Source organism: Methylobacterium aerolatum (assembly GCF_022179085.1).
Lineage (GTDB): Bacteria > Pseudomonadota > Alphaproteobacteria > Rhizobiales > Beijerinckiaceae > Methylobacterium > Methylobacterium aerolatum.
In genome coordinates, this window is the sequence record NZ_BPQE01000031.1 from 20,893 (window position 1) to 41,343 (window position 20,451).

Sequence of the window (20,451 nt, forward strand, 5' to 3'; positions counted from 1 at the left end):
ACCCCCTCTTTAGAGCTTCACCAGAGAGCAGGCGCTTGCGCAAGACGTCGTGCAGGAATGGACCGGTTCCGGCGCGGGGATGGCTTCGCCGAGCGCCGCCTGCATGATCGAGCGGATGGTGCGGGCGCAGCGTCCGCATTTCGGGCTGCATCCGAGGCAGGCATAGACCTGCGCCGGCGTGCGGGGGCAGCCGGGACCGGGCCCGAGGCACCCGCGGACGGCACCATCGGACAAGACGTTGCAGGAACAGACGATCATGCTTTCAACGGAGTCCGTGTTCCGCCCACGCTACTTTAGAACGATTGAAAATCTAAACAGATCAATCGCTTAGCGCGAAGGGGACATGGCAGCCGCCGCGCCGCCGGTCAAGGCCGGGCGCTTCACGCCTGCGTCAGGCGCACGGCTCGCGCGGGGACTGCCCGGTGTGTCAGCGCGCCAGCTCACGCAGGCCGAGCCGGATCAGCACCTTGGTCTCGGCTCCCTCCCCCGCCTCCTTCAAGGCGGCGGCGACGGCGGCCGAGGCCTGCCCCTGCGGATAGCCGAGATTCACGAGCGCCGAGATCGCGTCGGTGATGGGCTGGGGCGCCTTGCCCTCCTGCACCGCGCCGGACAGGGCCACCAGGGCGGGATCGAGGGGGGCGAAGACGGGAGCCTTGTCCTTGAGTTCCGCCGCGAGCCGCGCGGCCAGCCGCGGGCCCACGCCGGGCGCCCGGGCGATGGCGCCCTTGTCCCCGGTGGCCACGGCGGCGGCCAGCGCCTCCGGCTCCAGCACGGAGAGCACCCCCAGCGCCACCTTGGCGCCGACGCCCTGCACAGTCTGGAGCAGGCGGAACCATTCCCGCTCCGCGTCCGAGCGGAAGCCGTAGAGGCGGATCATGTCCTCCCGCACGAAGGTTTCAATGGAGAGGGCGGCGGGCTCGCCCACGGCGGGCAGGCGCTGGAGCGTCCGCGCGGAGCAATGCACCACGTAGCCCACGCCCTGCACGTCGAGGATCACGAAATCCTCGCCGTAGGAATCGACGATGCCCTTCAGCTTGCCGATCATGCCCCGCCCCGCCCCTCGACGCCGCCGGGCTTAGAGCACGGCGGGGGAAAGGGGAACGCCGGCCGGAGGGGCTTGTCGGTGATGGGCGCGGCCCGTCTGTCAGCCTCCGAAGCTTGAGCGCGCCGCCACTTCATGGAATGACCCGCTGGACCTTGCCCGATGGACAGGCCCCGATGCGCATCACCATTCTCTCCCTCGTCGCCTGCCTGCTCATGGCCGGGCCCGGTTTCGCGGAGGACGCGCCGGGCGGCCCGACGCAGGATCCCAACCAGGTCCGGGCGGGGACCTATTCGCTGGATCCCGACCACGGCAAGATTACGTGGTCGGTCAGCCACCTCGGCTACTCGACCTATTACGGGCAATTCACCGGCGTGAGCGCGACGCTGGACCTCGATCCGAAGGCGCCCGCCAAGAGCCGCCTGTCCGCGAACATCCCCCTGGGCGGCGTTCTCACCGGCAGCGCCGCCCTGGAGCGGCACCTCGCGGGGCCCGACTTCTTCGACACGGCGCGCTTCCCGGCGGCGACCTTCACCGCCACGGCCGTCGAGGCGACGAGCCCGACCACGGCCCGCATCACCGGAGACCTGACCCTGCGCGGTGTCACCAAGTCGATCACCCTGGACGCCAACTTCAATCAAGCCGGGGTCAACCCGGTCGATAAGCGCTACACCGTGGGATTCGACGGCCGGGCGATCGTGAAGCGCTCGGATTTCGGCATCAACGCCTTCCTGCCGCTGCTCGGCGACGAGGTGACGCTGCGGATCGAGGGCGAGTTCAAGGCCGCGTCCTGACGGAAAGAGACTGAGGAGCGACCAGTGGGATTGCGCCGGATCGGCTGTCTCTCGGTGATGATCGCGCTGGCGCTGCCCTCCGGCGCGCTGGCGCAGGCGAAGGCACAAGCTCCAACCCCCGCCCCTGCCCCCGCCCCCGCCGCTCCGGCGCTGTCGCCCCTCGACGCCTATGCAGAGGCGGCGGCCACGACGATCCTCGCGGAGCAGAACTGCCCCGGGTTCCACCTCTTCGCCGGCCGCCTCACCAGCCTGCGGTTGGCGGCGAAGGTCGCCCCGGCCCAGGAGGCGGCGCTGACGGAGAAGTTGCGCGGCCGCGCCTCCGCCCTGCGCGAGCGCCTCGTCACCGAGGGGCAGTCCGGGTGGTGCGCCTCGGCGCTGGCCGCCTTCGGGCCGGAGGGCAGCGTCGCCCGCGGCGTGCTGACAAACGCCCCGTTCCGGTGACGACGGGCCCGCTGCCGGAGGCCGCGCATTGACAGGCGGCCCCCGCCCGCACTAAGGACCGGGCACGACGCGCGGCCTCTGAGCAGGATCGGCGCGTTTTCGCGTTGCCCGGCACAAGCCCGTGCAATGACTCAAACAAGAAGCCGGTCCAGGGCCGCCGCAGGGCTCCCGGAGACCGTTCGAGAGCACGAGAGAACGATGTTCGCAGTCATCAAGACGGGCGGTAAGCAATACCGCGTCGCCGCTAACGACACCATCACCATCGCCACCCTTCCGGGTGAGGCCGGCGAGGCCGTGACCTTCGGCGAGGTTCTCCTGTTCGCCGACGGCGCGGGCGCCACGCAGGTCGGCGCGCCGACCCTGTCGGGCATCAGCGTCACGGGCGAGATCGTCGGCCACGGCCGGGGCAAGAAGGTCATCGCCTTCAAGAAGCGCCGCCGCCAGAACTCGCGCCGCAAGCGCGGCCACCGCCAGGACCACACGGTGGTTCGCATCACCGGCATTTCCGCGTGATCGAGCGCGGGCTTCCCTGAGGAGCCTGCGATCCGCGCGACCCCCAGAGACAATTCGGAGTTCGAAAGATGGCACATAAGAAGGCAGGCGGTTCCTCCCGCAACGGCCGCGACTCGGAAGGCCGGCGCCTCGGCGTCAAGAAGTTCGGTTCGGAGTCGGTGATTCCGGGCAACATCATCGTGCGTCAGCGCGGCACCAAGTGGCACCCCGGCGCCAACGTCGGCATGGGCAAGGATCACACCCTGTTCGCGCTGACCCCCGGCACCGTCGAGTTCCAGACGCGCCGTGGGCGCGCCTTCGTGGCGGTGGTACCGCTGGCCGAGGCCGCGGAATAACAGGCGGGCGCCCGAAAGGCGAAGCGAGCGTCCCGCGACGGTGTCCCACACCGGACCGGAGACGTGAGCCGCCCTTCGCATCGGGGCAGGTCTGACGGAACGCCGGGGAGGATGGGACACCATCCTCCCCTTCGTCGTCTCTGGGCGCCGCATCCCCGTGGGGAGCGGTGCCGGTGAGGGCGCCATGTTCCCAGATCTGTTCCGCGACGACGTCTTCCGGATCGAGACCCGCCGCCTGTGGCTGCGCTGGCCGACCGCCCGCGACGGCGAGAGCATCCAGCGGTTGGCCGGCGATCCCGCCGTGGCGGGGATGACCGCCCGCATCCCCCTCCCCCTCGACCGGGCGACGGTGGATGGCTTCCTCGTCGCGAGCCGCGCGGCCAACGCGACCGGCACCGGCCTGACGCTCGCCCTCTGCGAGCGGGCGAAGCCCGGCCGTGCGATCGGCGTGATCGAGATCGCCCCCGGTACGGACGGAGTTATGCGGCTCGGATTTTGGCTCGGCCGCCCCTTCTGGGGGCACGGGCTGATGAGCGAGGCGGCGGACGCGCTGATCCATGCATGGTTCGCCTGGACGCCGGCGACGGGACTCGAAGCCTCGGCCTGCGTGGCGAACCCGGCCTCACGGCGGGTGCTGGAGAAGGCCGGCTTCGTGTGGAGCGGCCAGGGCATCGCGAGCTTCCCCACGCGGGGCGGCGAGCGCGAGATCGAGCGGTTCCGCTTGGAGCGGGGCCGGTGGCTCGCGTTGGCGGCCGGAGAACGCCCCGCGCTCGCGGCGGCGGAATGAGGTAAGGAGGCGTGGCCGCCCCGTGCGGCCCGCCCAAGTCAACGAGACGGTCCCGTGAAGTTCCTCGACGAAGCCAAGGTCTATATCCGCTCGGGCGATGGCGGCCCCGGCTGCGTCTCGTTCCGCCGGGAGAAGTTCATCGAGTTCGGCGGCCCCAACGGCGGCGACGGCGGGCGCGGCGGCGATGTCTGGATCGAGTGCGTCGAGGGCCTGAACACCCTGATCGACTACCGCTACCAGCAGCACTTCAAGGCCAAGAAGGGCGAGCACGGCATGGGCTCCAACTGCCACGGCGCCTCGGGGGCGGATGCCGTGCTGAAGGTGCCCGCCGGGACGCAAGTGCTGGCCGAGGACGGCGAAACCCTGATCGCGGACATGACCGAGGTCGGCCAGCGCGTCCGCTTGGCCAAGGGCGGCAACGGCGGCTTCGGCAACGCCTACTTCACCACCTCGACCAACCGCGCGCCGAAACACGCCAATCCCGGCCTGGAGGGCCAGGAGATGTGGATCTGGCTGCGCCTGAAGCTCATCGCCGATGCCGGGCTGGTCGGCCTGCCCAACGCCGGCAAGTCGACCTTCCTGGCCAGCGTCACGGCGGCCAAGCCCAAGATCGCGGACTACCCCTTCACGACCCTGCACCCCGGCCTCGGCGTGGTGCGCGCCGACGGGCGCGAATTCGTTCTCGCCGACATTCCCGGCCTGATCGAGGGTGCCCACGAGGGCGTCGGCCTCGGCGACAAGTTCCTGGCCCATGTGGAGCGCTGCCGGGTGCTCCTGCACCTCGTGGACGGCACCTGCGAGCACGCGGGCAAGGCGTACAAGCTGGTCCGCGCCGAAATCGAAGCCTACGGCCACGACCTCGCGGACAAGCCGGAGATCGTCGCTCTTTCGAAGGCCGACGCCCTCGATCCCGAGACGCTCAAGAGCCAGACCGCGAAGCTGAAGCGGGCGGCGGGCAAGGCACCCCTGATCCTCTCCTCGGCCAGCCGCAAGGGCGTGCCCGAGGCGCTGCGCGCGCTGCAGGACGCCATCGAGGTGGGCCGCGCGGAGGAGGCGCCGCCGGCGGCGGCGTGGCAGCCGTAAGGGCTGCGTCGTCCCTTCCGGGCGGGCCGGGCGGGAGGCCGACCTTCCCTCCCGCGCGGCCGTCGTCGCGTCGCATACGGGATGCTGTTCAACAGCCGTGAGTTCGGCCAAAGCTCAGCGGCGTTCCCCTCAGGCTGAGACCATGATTCCCGCCCTCGATACCTTCCGCCGCGTCGTCATCAAGGTCGGGTCGGCCCTGCTCGTGGACCGCAACCGGGGCCGCCTGCACCATGCGTGGCTGGCGGCGCTGGCGGAGGACATCGCGGACCTGCACGCGAGGGGCGTGGATGTCCTCGTCGTGTCCTCGGGCAGCATCGCGCTGGGGCGGACGGTGCTCGGCCTGCCGCCCGGCGCCCTGCGCCTGGAGGAGAGCCAGGGCGCGGCCTCGGTCGGCCAGATCGCCCTGGCCCGGCACTGGGCCGAGGCGCTCGGCCACCACGGCATCGTCGCCGGGCAGATCCTCGTGACGCCGCAGGACACCGAGGAGCGCCGCCGCTACCTCAACGCCCGCTCGACGGTGCAGAAGCTGCTCGAGTTGCGGGCCGTTCCGGTCATCAACGAGAACGACACGGTGGCCACCGCCGAGATCCGCTACGGCGACAACGACCGGCTCGCCGCGCGGGTGGCGACGATGATCGACGCCGACGTGCTGGTTCTCTTCTCCGATATCGACGGCCTCTACACCGCCCCGCCGAAATCCGACCCGCAGGCGCGCCACCTGCCGCTGGTGGAGCGCATCACCCCCGAGATCGAGGCCATGGCGGGCGGCCCCGCCTCGGAGCTGTCCCGGGGCGGCATGCGCACCAAGGTCGAGGCCGCGAAGATCGCGGTGGCGGGCGGCACGCACCTCGTCATCGCCGACGGGCGCCGGAAGAATCCGCTCAAGACGGTGCAGGACGGTGGCCGCTGCACGTGGTTCCTCTCGGGATCGACGCCCACCGCCGCCCGCAAGACCTGGATCGCCGGCTCCCTCGAACCCCGCGGCAGCCTCACCATCGATGCGGGGGCGGCCACGGCCCTCAAGGGCGGGGCGAGCCTGCTGCCGGTGGGCGTCCGCGCGGTGGAGGGGAACTTCTCCCGGGGCGACGCCGTGCTCATCCGGGACGCCGAGGGCCGGGCGATCGGGCGCGGCCTCGTCGCCTACGACAGCAACGAGGCGTCCCTCATCATCGGTCATCCGAGCGCCCGGATCGCGGAGTTGCTGCATTATCCCGGCCGGGCCTGGATGGTGCACCGGGACGATCTCGCACTGTTTTGACTCGTCCCCGCGGGGGCCGGGATGTGCCGGGGGATACACCCCGGTACTTGTCGCGCCTCGCCGCGATATGCGAAGACGCCGGGCTAATTGTCCACAGCCCCCAAGGCCCGCCGTGACCGTCCTCAGCCTCAGATCCGATGCCGCCGGCACGGCTGCGCTGCCGGAGCAGATGGCCGAGATCGGCCGTCGCGCCCGCCGGGCGGCGCGCTTGATGGCCCTGGCCTCTGCCCAGGCCAAGGACGTCGCCCTGCGCCGGATCGCCGACCGGATCCGCGCCGACAAGGCCGCGATCCTCGAGGCGAACGAGCGCGACGTCGCCCTCGCACAGCAGGCCGGGCAGAGCGCCGCGCTGATCGACCGGCTGCGGCTCGACCCGAAGCGGCTGGAAGGCATCGCCGAGGCGGTGGAGACCGTGGGCGCCCTCGCCGATCCGGTCGGCCGCCAGCTCGCGGCCATCGAGCGCCCGAACGGCCTCCTCATCGAGCGGATCTCCGTGCCCCTCGGCGTGATCGGCGTGATCTTCGAGAGCCGCCCCAACGTCACCGCCGACGCGGGTGCCCTCTGCCTCAAGGCGGGCAACGCCGCCATCCTCCGGGCCGGATCGGACAGCTTCGGCAGCGCGCAGGCCATCGCCCAGGCCATGAGCCGGGGGCTGGAGGAGGCGGGGCTCCCCGCCGACGCGATCCAGATCGTCCCGACCCGCGACCGGGCCGCGGTCGGCCTCATGCTGGCCGGCCTGGACGGCTGCGTCGACGTTATCGTGCCCCGGGGCGGGCGCGGGCTGGTCGAGCGGGTGCAGGCCGAGGCGAAGGTGCCGGTCTTCGCCCATCTCGACGGCATCAACCACGTCTACATCGACCGGGCGGCCGACCTCGCCATGGCCCGCACCGTCCTCCTGAACAGCAAGATGCGCCGGGTCAGCGTCTGCGGCGCCGCCGAGACCCTGCTGGTCGACCGGGCCTGCGCCGAGACCCATCTGCGCCCCCTGGTGGAGGCCCTGCTCGAATCCGGCTGCGCCGTGCGCGGCGATGCGGCGGTGCGGGCGGCCGATCCCCGCGTCACGGCCGCGACGGAGGCCGACTGGGGCACCGAATATCTCGACGCGGTGATCTCCGCGAAGGTGGTGGACGGGCTCGATGCGGCCATCGCCCATATCGAGACCTACAGTTCCGGCCACACGGACGCGATCATCACCGAGGACGCCCAGGCGGCCCAGCGCTTCCTGTCCGAGGTCGATTCGGCCATCGTGGCGCACAACGCCTCGACCCAGTTCGCCGACGGTGGCGAGTTCGGGTTCGGTGCCGAAATCGGCATCGCCACGGGCCGGATGCACGCCCGCGGCCCCGTCGGCGTCGAGCAGCTCACGACCTTCAAGTACCGGGTCCACGGCACCGGCCAGACGCGGCCGTGAGGCCGCGTCCGCCGGGACGGCGCCTCCCCCGTCCGTCCGGCGCCCCGTGCGGCTGACCCTGCCGCCGAGCGCCCCCGGGATGCGGATCGGCCTCTACGGCGGGTCCTTCGATCCGGCGCATCCCGGCCACCGGCATGTCAGCGTCGCGGCCCTGCGCCGTCTCCGGCTGGACCGGGTGTGGTGGCTCGTGAGCCCCGGCAATCCGCTCAAGGACCGCAGCCGCCTCGCGCCGCTGGACCAGCGTTGCGCCGAGGCCCGCGCCGTGGCCGACCATCCGCGGATCGCGGTGACGGGCTTCGAGGCTGCCCTCAAGGTCCGTTTCACGGTTCAGACCTTGCGCTACCTCAAGCGCCGCCGGCCCGGTGTTCGATTCGTCTGGATCATGGGCGCGGACTCGCTGGCCACGTTCCACCGCTGGAAGGGCGCCGCCGAAATCGCGCGGCTGATGCCCATCGCGGTGATCGACCGGCCGGGCTGGACCCTCACGCCGCTGTCCTCCCGGGCCGCCCACCGGTTCGCCGAAGCGCGCCTGCCGGAGGAGCAGGCGACAGCCCTCGCGAGCCGGCCGGCCCCGGCGTGGGTATTCCTGCACGGGCCGCGGTCGCACCTCTCCTCCACCGCGATCCGCGCGGAGCGTCGCGGTGGTCGACCTCGAACCTAGGCGCGGTATAGGCCGGGGCCGTCGTCATTGCTTCGCGTCGATCGCAACGACGATGAACAGACGGGCCGCCGCTGTCCCAAGACGCCGCAGGACCCCCATGCCACCGGAAAGTCCTGCCAACCCGCATCGTCCAATGGACTTTCGGGTGAGGCAAATGAGGCGATCCGCCCGGCGCCCGCTTGGTGACTGTTGCAATCATGCGGCGAAAGCGCCAATTTCCCACGACGGCCGTGGGACGGCCTCACGAGGAATCAGACCGCTGCCCGAGACCCTTCGCACCGAGTCCGTGCGCAACGAGACCCAGCCCGGCCTTCCGGCCGCCGAGGATGCCGGCCAAGCCCGCATCGACGCCCTGAAGGCCCTGGCGCTCGGCTGCCTGGACGAGATGAAGGCCGAAGAGACGATCGCCATCGATCTCGCCGGCAAGACGTCGCTCGCCGATACGATGATCATCGCCTCCGGCAGGTCCCAGCGCCATGTCGGTTCCATCGCCGACAAGATCATCCAAGAGATGAAGGCCAATGGCTTCGGCAATGCCCGTGTCGAGGGCCTTCCGGCCTGCGACTGGGTGCTGATCGACGCCGGCGATATCCTGGTCCACATCTTCCGGCCGGAAGTGCGCGGCTTCTACAATCTCGAGAAAATGTGGGGCGCCGACCGCCCCGTCGGTCTCGCCGCCGGCTGAGCCGCCGGCCTTCGCGTGCGCCTCGTCGTCGTCTGCGTGGGACGGTTGAAGGCCGGCCCGGAACGGGATCTGGCGTCACGTTATCGCGAGCGCGCGGCCCAGACCGGGCGCAACCTCGGCTTCACAGGCTGCGACCTCATCGAGATCCCGGAATCGCGAACCCGCCGCGCTGCCGACCGCTGCGCCGAGGAGGCGGCCCTGATGCTGGCGCACGTCCCCGCGGGGGCCGTCGGCCTCATCTACGACGAGCGCGGACGGGCCGACCTGCCCAGCGAGGATCTGGCTGCACGGGTGGGCCAGTGGCGGGATGCGGGGAAGCCGGCGCTCGCCGTGATGATCGGTGGGCCGGACGGCCACGATGCCTCAATTCGGACGCGGGCGGACCTGATCCTCTCCTTCGGGGCGGCGACCTTGCCCCACGGACTGGTCCGCGTGCTCGCCCTCGAACAGATCTACCGAAGCCTGACGATCCTGGCCGGCCATCCCTATCATCGCGGCGAGCCGGGGTGAGGTTGGTGCATCGGTTTCCCATGCCCGGCGAACCGCGCGGGTGCAGTGCGACGGCCGAGGCTTGCGGCTTGTCCCGCCGAGCGGGATCGTCCCCGGACGTCCGCGCCGCACCCGCCCTGCCGGCCGGACGGAGGATGGGCGGCGCCCTGCTTCTCGTCGCCCTGTCAGCTCGCGCGATCGCCACCCCCGCCCTCGCGCAAGCCCCGTCCCCCGCCCCCGCCCCCGCCATCTCCGCCGCGGACCAGGACAAGATCCGTCAGGCGACGGAGGAGCGCGACCGGCGGGCGGAGAACCTCAAGCGCGTGCAGGACGCGCTGGCCGCCAGCGAGGGGCAGCGGGCGCAGTTCGAGAAGGACATCGCCGCCCTCGGCAGCGACCGGGCGAAGCTCGATACCGCGCTGCTCGACGCGAGCCGCCAGGCCCAGGCCACCGAGGAGCGCCTGACCCGGCTGGAGGACCGCCTCAAGGCCATGACCCAGAGCGAGGCGGCGATCCGGAAATCGCTCCAGGCGCGCCGGGGCATCGTGGCCGAGATCCTCGCGGCGCTTCAGCGCATGGGCCGCCGCCCTCCCCCGGCCGTGCTCACGAGCCCGGAGGACGTGCTGAGCGCCATCCGCACCTCCATGCTGCTCGGCGCCGTGGTGCCGGAGCTGCGCGGCGAACTCGATACGCTCGCCGCCGACCTCACCGAGATGGTGCGCCTGCGCGGCCTCATCGCCCAGGACAAGGAGGGCCTCGCCGCCGACCTCGCCGGCTGGGCCAAGGAGCAGCAGCGGTTGCGCGCCCTGGTCACCGCCCGGCGGGCGCGACAGGCCGAGATCGAGAGCGGCCTCGTGGCCGAGCGCAAACGCGCGGCGGACCTCGGCGTGCAGGCCAAGAGCCTGAAGGATCTGCTCGACCGCGTGGAGAACGAGGTCAGCACGGCCAAGCGCAGCGCCGAGGAGGCCAAGGCCGCCGCCGAGCGCGAGGTCCGCGTGACGCAGGAGCGTTTCGCCGCGGCGGGCTTCCGCGATCCGGCGCGGCTGGCGCCCAAGGTCCGCTTCGCCGACGCACGGGGCGAAGTGCCGCGCCCGGTGACGGGGCGCCTCGTGCGCGCCTTCAACCAGCCGGACGGAAACGGCGGAACGACCCGCGGCGTCTCCATCGCCACGCGCTCGAAGGCGCTCGTGGCCGCCCCCGCGGACGGCTGGGTACAGTTTGCCGGCCCGTTCCGGTCCTATGGCCGACTCTTGATCATCAACGCCGGCGACGGCTACTATCTTTTGCTGGCAGGAATGGACCAGATCAGCGTCGAGGTCGGCCAGTTCGTGCTGGCCGGCGAGCCGGTGGGAACCATGGGCGAGGGGACGCCCGGGCCCGACGGCGACCCGACCCTGTACGTCGAGTTCAAGAAAGACGGCGGCTCCATCGATCCGGAGCCGTGGTGGGCGAAGAGCCCCGGTGACAAGATTCCTGGCGAGAAGGTTCGCGGCTGATGCGCAAGACTTCCCTGATAATGCTCGGCGCCTTCCTCGGCGCCGGGACCTCGATGGTGGCGACCCAGACGGAGTTCCTGTCCGGTCCCCGCGCCGTCGCCGCCTCCGCCGACACCTACCGGCAGCTCAGTCTCTTCGGCGACGTGTTCGAGAAGGTGCGGACCGACTACGTCGAGAAGCCCGACGAGACCAAGATGACCGAGGCGGCCATCAACGGCATGCTCACCAGCCTCGATCCGCATTCGAGCTACATGGACTCGAAGGCCTTCCGCGACATGCAGACCACCACGAAGGGTGAGTTCGGCGGTCTCGGCATCGAGGTGACGATGGAAGACGGCCTGGTGAAGGTCGTGACGCCCATCGACGATACCCCCGCCTCGAAGGCCGGCCTCCTGGCCAACGACGTCATCACCAAGATCGACGACGATCAGGTGCAGGGTCTCAGCCTGAACCAAGCCGTCGACAAGATGCGCGGCCCGGTGAACACCTCCGTCAAGCTCACGATCAGCCGCAAGGAAGCCAAGGATCCGATCGTCGTCTCGCTCACCCGCGACACGATCAAGATCAAGCCGGTGCGGTCGAAGGTCGAGGGCGAGGATGTCGGCTACGTCCGCCTCACCCAGTTCAACGAGCAGACCTACGACGGGATGCGCGCGGCCATCGAGAAGCTGACGAGCGACATCGGCCAGGACAAGCTGAAGGGCTTCATCCTCGACCTGCGCAACAACCCGGGCGGCCTCCTCGACCAGGCGGTGATGGTCTCCGACGCCTTCCTCGATCGCGGCGAGATCGTCTCGACCCGCGGCCGTAACCCGGACGAGACGCAGCGCTTCTCGGCCAAGTCCGGCGACCTGACCAAGGGCAAGCCCATCGTCGTGCTCGTGAACGGCGGTTCGGCCTCGGCCTCCGAGATCGTGGCGGGCGCCCTGCAGGATCACAAGCGCGCGACCGTGCTTGGCACGCGCTCCTTCGGCAAGGGCTCCGTTCAGTCGATCATCCCGCTCGGCGGCTCGGGCGCGCTCCGCCTGACGACGGCGCGCTACTACACGCCCTCGGGCCGTTCGATCCAGGCCAAGGGCATCGAGCCGGATGTCGAGGTGCTTCAGGACGTGCCGGACGAGCTGAAGGGCAAGGACGAGACCAAGGGCGAGGCCGGGCTGAAGGGCCACCTGAAGCAGAAGGATACCGACGAGCGAGGCGGCTCCTCCGCCTACGTCCCGCCGGATCCGGCCAAGGACAAGCAGCTCATCTCGGCCGTCGACTTCCTGCACGGGATCCAGAAGGGCGCCGCCAACGGCACCGCTCCTGCCCCGCAGCCGAAGCCGAGCATGCCCAACTGAGGATGACCGGGTGCCTGCCCAACGGGCAGGCACCCGCCCTCGCCTACCGGTCCGCCTTGGCGCCGGAGGTGGTGAGTTCGACATACCGCCGGGTCGTCGGCCCGATCAGGTCATGGACGCGCCGCGCCATGGCCTTTTCCTCTTCCAGCGACTGCCGCAACCCGGCCCCGTGCGACGACAGGCCCGCCGCCGCCCCGATCTCGATCAGCGATTCGTACGCCGCGATCTCGAAATTCTCGAAGGCGTGGTTGGCATAGGTGTTCTTCAGGATCTCGTCCTGAGCCGGCGCGTGGCCAAGCGCCATCATGTTGCCGACGAAGCCCAGAAAACCCTCCTTGATGACGGAATGGGTCTCGTTGAGGCTGTGCAGCGCCTCGTCGAGCCGCTGCCGCTGGGCATGGGTCTCGTCGATGTGCTTGCGCAGCGCATCGGCCATTTCGGGATACCGCTCCAGCCGCTCCACCTGCCGTTCCATGATCTGAAGGGCCTGCAATTCCAGGGCGTGGGTGTTCCGCAGGGCGCCCACGTAGATGTCGCGCGTGTCCATGCTCATCGATCGTCTCCGTCGTGAAACCGCGTCCGTGGACGCGGCACCTGTCGGTCGATGCTCACATGAAACGAAAGTTCCCCGCTAAGGGCGTGCGACACAGTGTTGATGAATATTTGAAGTGATGACCGACTAACATACTTTTCTATTATCTCGATTATTGAAAGCGGTCGATTGTGCCCGTCTTTGTCTGGTCGCCGGTTCATCGCGGCGTCGGCGAGACTTCGGGGCGGGTGCCGGGGCGCGCGGGACGGCGCCGAACGGGTTCCTCGCCGTCCGGGCGGAAGGCTCAATCTTCCGGTCCGTTAGCGGAACGTTAACCATGCTCGCAGGCAGTGTAGGCAGAAGGAGAACACCGCTTTCGGTTGCGGCTATCCTCCTGCGACGAGTGTCACGTGAGCGAGTCTCCCGACGATATCCTGACGCGCCCCCTCGGAACGGGGGATGACGTCCCCGCCGCGCCGGCACCCGCCGGTGCGAGGGCGCTGTGGGCGAAGGTCGGCGGGACCAAGGTGGTGGTCGGCGCCGCGGGCGCCGTGCTCGTGGCCGCCGTCGCCCTCGTCATGATATTCGGCGATCCCGAGGCCGGCGAGCCCAGGGCTCAGGCCGCCATCACCCTGCGCGAGCCCGCCATGCGGCCCGCGCCCGCGCCGGCTTCCGCCCCCTCTCCGGTGGCGGCGGTGGAGAATGCCGGACCGCAGCAGCGCAGCGCCGACGAGGTCGAGACGGCCTCCGGCGTCACCGTCGTCCGCCCGCCCGGCTCCACGCCGAGCGAGGCCGTGGTCATCCGCGTGCCGCCCGCGAACGCGCCCCGCCTCGCGGCGGCCCCGGACGCCCGGATCACCGAGCAGGGCCGCCACGGGATGATGCCCAAGATCGGCGAGGGTCGCCAACGCGCCCTGGATGTCTATGCCCGGGCCGAGGAGCCGGGGACGACCGGCCCCCGCATTGCGATTCTGATCACCGGCCTCGGTGTCGGCCAGTCGGCCACCGCCGCCGCCACGGCGCGCCTGCCCCAGGCGGTGAGCCTCGCCTTCGCGCCCTACGGCAGCGAGGTCGAGCGGTCCGCCGCCCGGGCGCGCGATGCCGGCCACGAGGTCTTCCTCGGCTTGCCGATGGAACCCTTCGACTACCCGGACAGCGACCCCGGCCCCCAGGCCCTGCTCTCCTCCCAGAAGGGCCCGGAGAACGCCGACCGCCTCGCCTGGGTGCTCGCGCGCTTTCCCGGCTATGTCGGTCTCGTGAATTTGATGGGCGGCAAGATGATGGCCGATCCGGCCTTCGAGCCCGTCCTGCGCGAGATCGGAGCTCGCGGCCTCGGCTTCATCGACGACGGCACCGTGCCGAAGGCCAGCTTCCCCAACAAGACGCGCACCCCGGTCGCCCGCGCCGAGATCGTCCTGGACGCCGTACCGCGCCCCGAGGCCATCGACGCGGCCCTCGCCCGCGCGGAAGCTTCGGCCAAGGCGAACGGCTTCGTCCTCGCCACGGCGAACGGATCGCTGATGAGCGTCGAGCGCATCGCCCGCTGGTCGAGGGAACTCGACGGGCGGGGCATCCGCCTTGTGCCCGCGAGCGTCGCCCTCCGGGGCACACCCAAGCGGATGTCCAGGGCCGAGTGACCGGCGCCGCGGGCGAGCGCGTGTCCGGCCCGTTGCCGCGCCTCCGCCCCGCAGCCTATGGTCCGCCGCAATGGCCGAAATGAGCGATTCGCACGACCTGCCTTACCGCCCCTGCGTCGGGATCACCCTGATCCGGCCGGGTGGTGACGTCTTCATCGGCCGCCGCCGGCGGGATGCCGGCCCCGAGCATGTGGACGGACCCTACCAGTGGCAGATGCCGCAGGGCGGGATCGACCCCGGCGAGGATCCCGAGGCGGCGGCCCGTCGCGAGCTCTTCGAGGAGACCAACGTGCCGGCGCATGCCCTGCGCCTCCTCGGGGAAGTGCCGGAGTGGCTCTCCTACGATCTGCCGGGTGCCGTGGCGCAGCAGGCCTGGAAGGGCCGCTACCGTGGCCAGACCCAGAGGTGGTTCGCCTATGGCTTCACCGGCCCCGACAGCCTGATCGACGTCGCCTGCCCTGGCGGCGGCACGCACAAGCCCGAATTCGCGGCGTGGCGCTGGGCTCCCTTCGCCGAACTGCCCGGTCTCGTCATCCCCTTCAAGCGCCCCGTCTACGAGGCGGTGGTGGCGGCCTTCGCGGGACATGCCGGCTGGGCGGAGCGGGCGTGAGCTTCCGAAGCCCTATGCCTCTTGCGCCGCCGCGCGCCGTGCGTCTCCTGCCATGAAGCGCTGGCTGGCGATCCCCCTCGCGCTGGCGGTGGCGTGGCTGCTCTTCACCTTGAGCCCGCTTTGGGCACTGTACCGCTTCTCCGAGGCGGTGCAGCGGCGGGATGCCGTCTACGTGGAGCAGCACATCAACCTGCGCACCCTGCGCCTCTCCCTCGTGCGCCAGATCGTGACGGCGGTGCGGATCGCCCTCGACTCGGACCCGAACATCGAGGCCAAGGACCGGCAGCGCCTCTACGACCTGTCCTACGGTCTCGCCCTGGCGCTGGCGGAATCGATGGTGACGCCTGAAACCGTCATCGACCTGCTCCTCGACGGATGGCCGGAAAAGCTCGATCTGCCGCAGCCTCCGAATGCCCATCCCACGGGCCTCGCCATTCGCAGCCTGGGACGCCTCGGCGCCTACTATGCTGCTTCCGAAATGCGGGGCTTCCGCGCGGTGGTCATCCCCGTGCCGCCTGAGGGACCGCGTTCCCAGCAGACGCGCATCCGCATGAAGCTCAGAGGCTTCTCGTGGCGCCTCGCCGACATCGAGATGGCGGAGGCCCTCCAGGTCCAGATCGCGGCGAAGCTGAGCCAGATGCTGGTCAAGGCCAAGATCGGCGCCGGATCCGACAAATAGGGACGAAGAGCCCGCCGCAACGCCCTTGAGACAAAACGAAAAAGGCGATCCGGTGCGACGGGCCGGAGGCACCGGTTCACACGGGATCGCCACGAGCCGCCGACGGCGGCGGGACGGGCACGGGCGCTCGCGTCACGGGCACCCGGTGACGATGGGATCAGCGCTGGGACGCCTCGTCGAGACGGATCGTCGGGATCATGTCCAGGGCCTGCGCGGCCACGCGCTCCAGCTTCTCGCCCTTGAGGCCCTTCTCGGTGGCGAGCTTCTTGATGCGCTCGCGAAACTGGGCGAGCGTCAGTCCGTAATACATTGGTTCGTTGGCGGTATCGGCCATTCGGCACTCCTGTGGCGGGACTGGAGATTTGGCAAAGGGCGCGGGCTCCTTCAAGGCCTCCGGCCATGCAGGAGGGCAAGGCAGCCATGCTCGACAGCGCCGCCCGCCCGCGCCAGAACGGATGAGCCGGCGCGCGGGGAATCGCCCCCGCCTCCCGGTCCGAGGAACGCCCGATGTCGCGCCTGTTCGTCTTGCTTGCCGCCAGCCTCGCGCTGGCGCCCGCCTCCGCCCTCGCCGATCCCTGCGACGACCTCAGCCGGCAGATCGCGGCCGCCATCGGCGGCAAGGTGGGCAAGCGCGCCGGCCCGAGCATCGACATCCGCGTTCCGGGGCCGATCAAGTTCGACGTGACCTGCCGGGCGGAGCCCATCGTCCAGGCCACCTCGGCGGAGCCGAGCCCGTCGGCGACCTTCTTCCGCGACCTCTCCACGGCCTCGGAACTCGTGGTCGGCGAGTCCGCCGCCACCGTTGAGCCGATTATCGCCAACGCCTACCGCACCGCCCTGTCGGAGCGCCGGAAATCCTTCATCCAGCAGAACGGGTGGTCGGCGAGCTGCTACGCCGACCCGGCGAGCAGCACGATGCGGACCCTGTGCTCGGTCGGCCGCATCCCGCCGGGCTGACGGGATCGGCATGGAGCAGACGGCCGTGCCTCGCCGTCAGCGGGACGGCGGGATGGCCCCGGTCGTCAGGGGCTCGACCAAGACGGCGTTCCGCGTGGCCGACCCGCGCTCGCGATCGAGCTTGTCCGCGGAGAGCAGTGCCGCTGCGATCAGAGCGGCGACCGCGAGCGTCGCTTTCACCGCTTCCCAGATTCGCCCGACCATCTCCGAACCCCGATGCGCCCCGTGAGAACCCGCGGGCACCGGCCCACTCGGCCGGGTCGCGCGGTCCCTGGATCCTCGGGGCCCACCCTTCTCAAACCCTTACGACGGGGTGATTTCACCGCATTGCACAGCCGGGCGTGGCACGGATGCCGCGCGGCCGTCTCAGATCTCGGCCGCATCGAATTCGGCGGCAAGGGCCTCGAAGACCAAGGAATGGCGCCGCGCCAGGGCCTCGACGTCCTGGCTGTAGCCCCCGCCGATCACCCCGACGATGGGAATGCCCCGTCGGCGCGCCTGCGCGACGACGAAGCGGTCGCGGGCGAAGAGCCCGTCGTCGGAGAGGTTCAGCCGCCCGAGCTTGTCGTCGCGGTGCGGATCGACCCCGGCGTTGTAGAAGATCAGGTCGGGCCGCACGGCCTCGACGAGGGGCGGCAGGCGCTCCGCCAGCACCGCGAGGTATTCGGCATCGCCGAGCCCGTCGGCGAGGCCGATATCGAGGTCGCCGGGGATCTTCGGATGCGGGTAGTTTCGCTCGCAATGGATCGACAGCGTGAACAGGTCGGGATCGCGGCCGAGGCAGTCGGCGGTGCCGTCGCCCTGGTGGACGTCGAGATCGACCACCAGGGCGCGGCCGATCCGCCCCTCATCGCGGAGGGTCAAGGCGGCCACCGCCACGTCGTTGAGGACGCAGAAACCCGCGCCTTGCGACCGGCGGGCATGGTGGCTCCCCCCGGCGGCGCTGCCCGCTGCGCCGAGCGTCAGGGCGAGGCGTGCCGCGGCGGTGGTGCCGCCGACGGAGGCGAGGGAGCGCTGCACCAGCGCGTCCGAGACGGGCAGGCCGATCTCCTTCTCGATGGGCCGGGACACGGTGCAGGCCATGACGGCCCGCACGTAGTCCGGATCGTGCGCCCGCTCGAGCATCGCCGCCGTCGCCGGTTCGGGCGTGACGAACCCCTCGGGGACGAGGCCCTTCGCGCGGATCGCCTCCGCCAGCAGGCCGTACTTGCGCATGGGGAAGCGGTGGCCGTCCGGGAGCGGGGCCTCGTAGGCGGGGTGGAAGCAGATCGGGGGTCTCACGCGGCGGCGGCGCTCCGGCGGGGCACCACGCCGGACGGCGGTCTTCGCCTCCCTCGCGCGGTGTCACACGCCTGATATGCCGCTGCTGTTACCCGCCGGCCATGGGCGCCGGTGCGCCCTCGCGACGCGCCCGGTCCGGCGCCGACGGCACCCACCGCATGACGAGCGCCCTCGACGGGTCCCTCATCGCTGTCGCCGCCTGCGGGGCGATGACGCTGATCAACCTCGCCAGCCTGTCGCTCGCCGCCGCGCGGCTCGGGCGGCCGATGCCGGGCAATACTCTTTCGAGCGGGACCCTGCCGGGCGGTGTGCCGGTCTCGCTGATCCGCCCGGTCTGCGGGCTGGAGCGCTTCAGCGAGGAGACGCTGGAGAGCGGCTTTCACCTCGCCTACCCATGCTACGAGCTGATCTTCTGCGTCGCGGAGGCGGGAGATCCCGTCCTGCCCCTGGTCCGGCGGCTGATCGCCCGGAATCCCCAGGTGCCGGCTCGCGTGATCGTCGGCGACGAGCGCATCAGCGACAACCCGAAGCTCAACAACTGCGTCCGGGGATGGGAGGCGGCGGCCCACGACTGGGTGGTGCTGGCCGACAGCAACGTGCTGATGCCGCCGGACTACATCCAGACCCTCCAGGCGGCTTGGCGGCCGGAGACGGGCTTGGTCTGCGCCACGCCGGTGGGCACGCGGCCGGACGGGTTCTGGGCCCATGTGGAGTGCGCGTTTTTGAATACGCTCCAAGCCCGCTGGCAATATGCGGGCGAGGCGGTGGGGCTCGGCTTCGCCCAGGGCAAGAGCATGCTCTGGCACAAGCCGTTCCTCGATGCCCGGGGCGGCATCCGGGCGCTCGCCGCCGAGATCGCGGAGGACGCCGCCGCCACGAAGCTGGTCCGGGCGGCCGGGTGCCGGGTGAACCTCGTCGCCGCCCCCTTCGCGCAGCCCCTCGGGCGCCGGACCCTTCCGGTGGTGTGGTCCCGGCAGGTGCGGTGGGCACGCCTGCGGCGGGTGACCTTCCCGGTCTTCTTCGCGCCCGAGATCGCGAGCGGCTCCCTCGTGCCGTGCCTCGCGGCGGCTGCCCTCGCGGGCACCGCCGACGCGGCCCTGGCCCTCGCCGCGATGGTGGCCCTCACCTATGCGGCGGAGTTCGCCCTGGCGGCGCGGATGGGGTGGCCGCGGGGGGCGTCGCTGATCGCGGCCTACCTCGCGCGCGACCTGCTCATCCCCCTGGTCTGGGGGCGGGCGCTGCTCCGGGGTGGCGTGGTCTGGCGCGGCACCGCCATGGCGATCGAGACCAAGCCGGCCCGCATCCGCCCGGCGTGAGCGAGCGGGCTCGCGGGTCGCCGCGGGGCCTTACGGAAAGCTGAGGTTCGACTTCACCGCCTCGGAGATGCGGACGAGCCAGTCCTCCGCCTCACGCGCCCGGTCCTCAGCGGCCTGGAGCTTGTCCTCAAGGTTCTTCACCATCGTCGTCGCCCGCTGCTGGACGTCCTGCAGCATCCGCTCGGCGGCGGCGGCGCGGGTATTCGCGGCGGCGATCTCGTCCCGCATGTTCGCGAAGATCTTCTGGGCCTGCAACTCCTGCTGGTGGCGGCCCGCCTCGATCTCCTGGATGTATTCGGCGGCGCCCTGGATCCGCTCGCAGACCGCGACCCACTCGTCCGCGCCGAAGCGCTTGCCCACCAGCTTCGGCATGGCGCCCTTCTCGATCGGCCGCAGGACTTCCACGTCCTGGCGTCCGCCCGAGCCGAGGGGCGACGCGGAGGAGTCGATGGTCCTCTCGCGCATCTCGAAGGTCACGTTGATCTCAGCCACGGTTCCGCTCCGCCAGTGCGTTGTCCGCCGAAGGGGATGCCGGCCCGGCGCCCGACGCCGCGTCCCGATCACCGGCCGGGCGTCCGTCCGGGGATCCCTGGATCACGGGACGTCCCCTCGTGATCCACGCTCGGGCGACGCTACCCTCACGCGTCGCCATCGGTGCCCATCACCGGGCGGCGAAAGCTCGTGATGATCGTGTCGTGCAACCGCGACAGCCACGTCTCGGCGTCGTTGGCGCGGACCTCGGCAGCGCGCGCCCTCTCCTCCGACTTCATCAGGCGGCGCTCCAGGGCGGCCACCTGGATCTCGAGGGCCTTCACCTGCTCGGCGGCCCGGCCCGACACCTGATGCAGCTGCTGCTCCAGTTCCGCCGAGCGTTCCTCGGCGAAGCGGATCGCCTCGCTCGCTTCCTTGATCAGGTCGATGGCCGACTTGAAGTCGCGGACCGGGGTGATGTCCCCCGCCCCGTGCGAAGCCGGGTTCGGCAGGTAGGACACCGTCGCGGAGGGAGGCTCGGCATGGAGGCCCTGCTCGGCCAAGGCCGCCTGTGCCTTCATCGCGTGGTACACCGCCTCGGCGTCGTCATCGATGGTCATGCGAACCTGTTCC

25 protein-coding genes are annotated in these 20,451 nt (G+C 70.9%); 18 read left to right on the forward strand and 7 right to left on the reverse strand.

Features of this window, described 5'->3' with window-relative positions; all coding sequences use genetic code 11:
• Positions 1-9: 9 nt before the first annotated feature.
• Positions 10-258 (reverse strand): (2Fe-2S)-binding protein, encoded by a 249-nt coding sequence (locus MFF06_RS19010; RefSeq protein WP_238206884.1) that lies wholly within the window; start codon positions 256-258, stop codon positions 10-12.
• Positions 259-427: 169 nt separating this feature from the next.
• Positions 428-1,045, reverse strand: a complete 618-nt coding sequence (ruvA, locus tag MFF06_RS19015) for a Holliday junction branch migration protein RuvA (protein ID WP_238206886.1) — start codon at positions 1,043-1,045, stop codon at positions 428-430.
• 173 nt (positions 1,046-1,218) lie between these two features.
• Between ruvA and MFF06_RS19020 the strand changes: the two genes are divergently transcribed.
• The 13 genes from MFF06_RS19020 (at position 1,219) to MFF06_RS19080 (ending at position 12,335) form a co-directional block, all read left to right on the forward strand.
• On the forward strand, positions 1,219-1,836 hold the full coding sequence (locus MFF06_RS19020; protein WP_238206888.1) for a YceI family protein: 618 nt from the start codon (positions 1,219-1,221) through the stop codon (positions 1,834-1,836).
• Between the two features lie 24 nt (positions 1,837-1,860).
• Complete coding sequence (locus MFF06_RS19025; RefSeq protein WP_238206890.1) at positions 1,861-2,277, forward strand: hypothetical protein; 417 nt, start codon at positions 1,861-1,863, stop codon at positions 2,275-2,277.
• A gap of 198 nt (positions 2,278-2,475) precedes the next feature.
• Positions 2,476-2,790, forward strand: coding sequence for a 50S ribosomal protein L21 (gene rplU / locus MFF06_RS19030; RefSeq protein WP_238206892.1), 315 nt, complete (start codon positions 2,476-2,478; stop codon positions 2,788-2,790).
• A gap of 68 nt (positions 2,791-2,858) precedes the next feature.
• Entirely contained in the window at positions 2,859-3,125 is a 267-nt protein-coding gene (gene rpmA, locus MFF06_RS19035) for a 50S ribosomal protein L27 (protein WP_238206893.1), read from the forward strand.
• Between the two features lie 184 nt (positions 3,126-3,309).
• Positions 3,310-3,912, forward strand: coding sequence for a GNAT family N-acetyltransferase (locus MFF06_RS19040; RefSeq protein ID WP_238206895.1), 603 nt, complete (start codon positions 3,310-3,312; stop codon positions 3,910-3,912).
• A 54-nt stretch (positions 3,913-3,966) separates the two neighbouring features.
• Positions 3,967-4,995 (forward strand): GTPase ObgE, encoded by a 1,029-nt coding sequence (gene obgE / locus MFF06_RS19045; RefSeq protein ID WP_238206897.1) that lies wholly within the window; start codon positions 3,967-3,969, stop codon positions 4,993-4,995.
• A gap of 142 nt (positions 4,996-5,137) precedes the next feature.
• Entirely contained in the window at positions 5,138-6,253 is a 1,116-nt protein-coding gene (proB, locus tag MFF06_RS19050; protein ID WP_238206899.1) for a glutamate 5-kinase, read from the forward strand.
• A gap of 112 nt (positions 6,254-6,365) precedes the next feature.
• A complete protein-coding gene (locus MFF06_RS19055; RefSeq protein WP_238206901.1) occupies positions 6,366-7,664 on the forward strand; it encodes a glutamate-5-semialdehyde dehydrogenase in 1,299 nt (432 codons plus the stop codon).
• Positions 7,665-7,743: 79 nt separating this feature from the next.
• On the forward strand, positions 7,744-8,325 hold the full coding sequence (locus MFF06_RS19060) for a nicotinate-nucleotide adenylyltransferase (protein WP_238207156.1): 582 nt from the start codon (positions 7,744-7,746) through the stop codon (positions 8,323-8,325).
• Positions 8,326-8,611: 286 nt separating this feature from the next.
• On the forward strand, positions 8,612-9,010 hold the full coding sequence (rsfS, locus tag MFF06_RS19065) for a ribosome silencing factor (protein ID WP_370876616.1): 399 nt from the start codon (positions 8,612-8,614) through the stop codon (positions 9,008-9,010).
• A gap of 15 nt (positions 9,011-9,025) precedes the next feature.
• Positions 9,026-9,520, forward strand: a complete 495-nt coding sequence (gene rlmH, locus MFF06_RS19070) for a 23S rRNA (pseudouridine(1915)-N(3))-methyltransferase RlmH (protein WP_238206902.1) — start codon at positions 9,026-9,028, stop codon at positions 9,518-9,520.
• 134 nt (positions 9,521-9,654) lie between these two features.
• Positions 9,655-10,995, forward strand: coding sequence for a murein hydrolase activator EnvC family protein (locus MFF06_RS19075; protein WP_238206904.1), 1,341 nt, complete (start codon positions 9,655-9,657; stop codon positions 10,993-10,995).
• A complete protein-coding gene (locus MFF06_RS19080) occupies positions 10,995-12,335 on the forward strand; it encodes a S41 family peptidase (protein WP_238206906.1) in 1,341 nt (446 codons plus the stop codon). The genes MFF06_RS19075 and MFF06_RS19080 overlap by 1 nt, the downstream gene beginning before the upstream one ends.
• A 43-nt stretch (positions 12,336-12,378) precedes the next feature.
• On the opposite strand, the gene MFF06_RS19085 is transcribed toward MFF06_RS19080, so the two are convergent.
• Entirely contained in the window at positions 12,379-12,888 is a 510-nt protein-coding gene (locus tag MFF06_RS19085) for a ferritin-like domain-containing protein (protein ID WP_238206907.1), read from the reverse strand.
• Between the two features lie 389 nt (positions 12,889-13,277).
• Here MFF06_RS19085 and MFF06_RS19090 point away from each other — a divergent pair, with 389 nt between their 5' ends.
• The 3 genes from MFF06_RS19090 to MFF06_RS19100 all read left to right on the forward strand — a co-directional run bounded on the left by MFF06_RS19090 (position 13,278) and on the right by MFF06_RS19100 (position 15,793).
• Positions 13,278-14,504 carry a divergent polysaccharide deacetylase family protein gene (locus tag MFF06_RS19090; RefSeq protein WP_238206909.1) on the forward strand — a complete coding sequence of 409 codons (1,227 nt, stop codon included), beginning with the start codon at positions 13,278-13,280 and terminating at the stop codon, positions 14,502-14,504.
• A 79-nt stretch (positions 14,505-14,583) separates the two neighbouring features.
• A complete protein-coding gene (locus MFF06_RS19095) occupies positions 14,584-15,114 on the forward strand; it encodes an RNA pyrophosphohydrolase (protein ID WP_238206911.1) in 531 nt (176 codons plus the stop codon).
• Between the two features lie 52 nt (positions 15,115-15,166).
• Positions 15,167-15,793, forward strand: coding sequence for a DUF2939 domain-containing protein (locus MFF06_RS19100; protein WP_238206913.1), 627 nt, complete (start codon positions 15,167-15,169; stop codon positions 15,791-15,793).
• A gap of 157 nt (positions 15,794-15,950) precedes the next feature.
• Here MFF06_RS19100 and MFF06_RS19105 read toward each other — a convergent pair whose 3' ends face one another.
• Complete coding sequence (locus MFF06_RS19105) at positions 15,951-16,127, reverse strand: hypothetical protein (protein ID WP_238206915.1); 177 nt, start codon at positions 16,125-16,127, stop codon at positions 15,951-15,953.
• A gap of 173 nt (positions 16,128-16,300) precedes the next feature.
• Between MFF06_RS19105 and MFF06_RS19110 the strand changes: the two genes are divergently transcribed.
• A complete protein-coding gene (locus MFF06_RS19110; RefSeq protein ID WP_238206917.1) occupies positions 16,301-16,750 on the forward strand; it encodes a hypothetical protein in 450 nt (149 codons plus the stop codon).
• A 366-nt stretch (positions 16,751-17,116) separates the two neighbouring features.
• Here the strand turns inward: MFF06_RS19110 and MFF06_RS19115 are convergent, their stop codons facing one another.
• A complete protein-coding gene (locus MFF06_RS19115; protein ID WP_238206919.1) occupies positions 17,117-18,031 on the reverse strand; it encodes a histone deacetylase family protein in 915 nt (304 codons plus the stop codon).
• Positions 18,032-18,189: 158 nt separating this feature from the next.
• Between MFF06_RS19115 and MFF06_RS19120 the strand changes: the two genes are divergently transcribed.
• Positions 18,190-19,347: a ceramide glucosyltransferase gene (locus MFF06_RS19120; RefSeq protein ID WP_238206921.1), complete on the forward strand. Its 1,158-nt coding sequence runs from the start codon at positions 18,190-18,192 to the stop codon at positions 19,345-19,347.
• A 30-nt stretch (positions 19,348-19,377) separates the two neighbouring features.
• Here the strand turns inward: MFF06_RS19120 and MFF06_RS19125 are convergent, their stop codons facing one another.
• Together MFF06_RS19125 and MFF06_RS19130 are read right to left on the reverse strand one after the other, a co-directional pair.
• Entirely contained in the window at positions 19,378-19,839 is a 462-nt protein-coding gene (locus tag MFF06_RS19125) for a hypothetical protein (RefSeq protein ID WP_238206923.1), read from the reverse strand.
• A gap of 146 nt (positions 19,840-19,985) precedes the next feature.
• Positions 19,986-20,438, reverse strand: a complete 453-nt coding sequence (locus tag MFF06_RS19130) for a hypothetical protein (RefSeq protein ID WP_238206925.1) — start codon at positions 20,436-20,438, stop codon at positions 19,986-19,988.
• Positions 20,439-20,451: the final 13 nt, after the last annotated feature.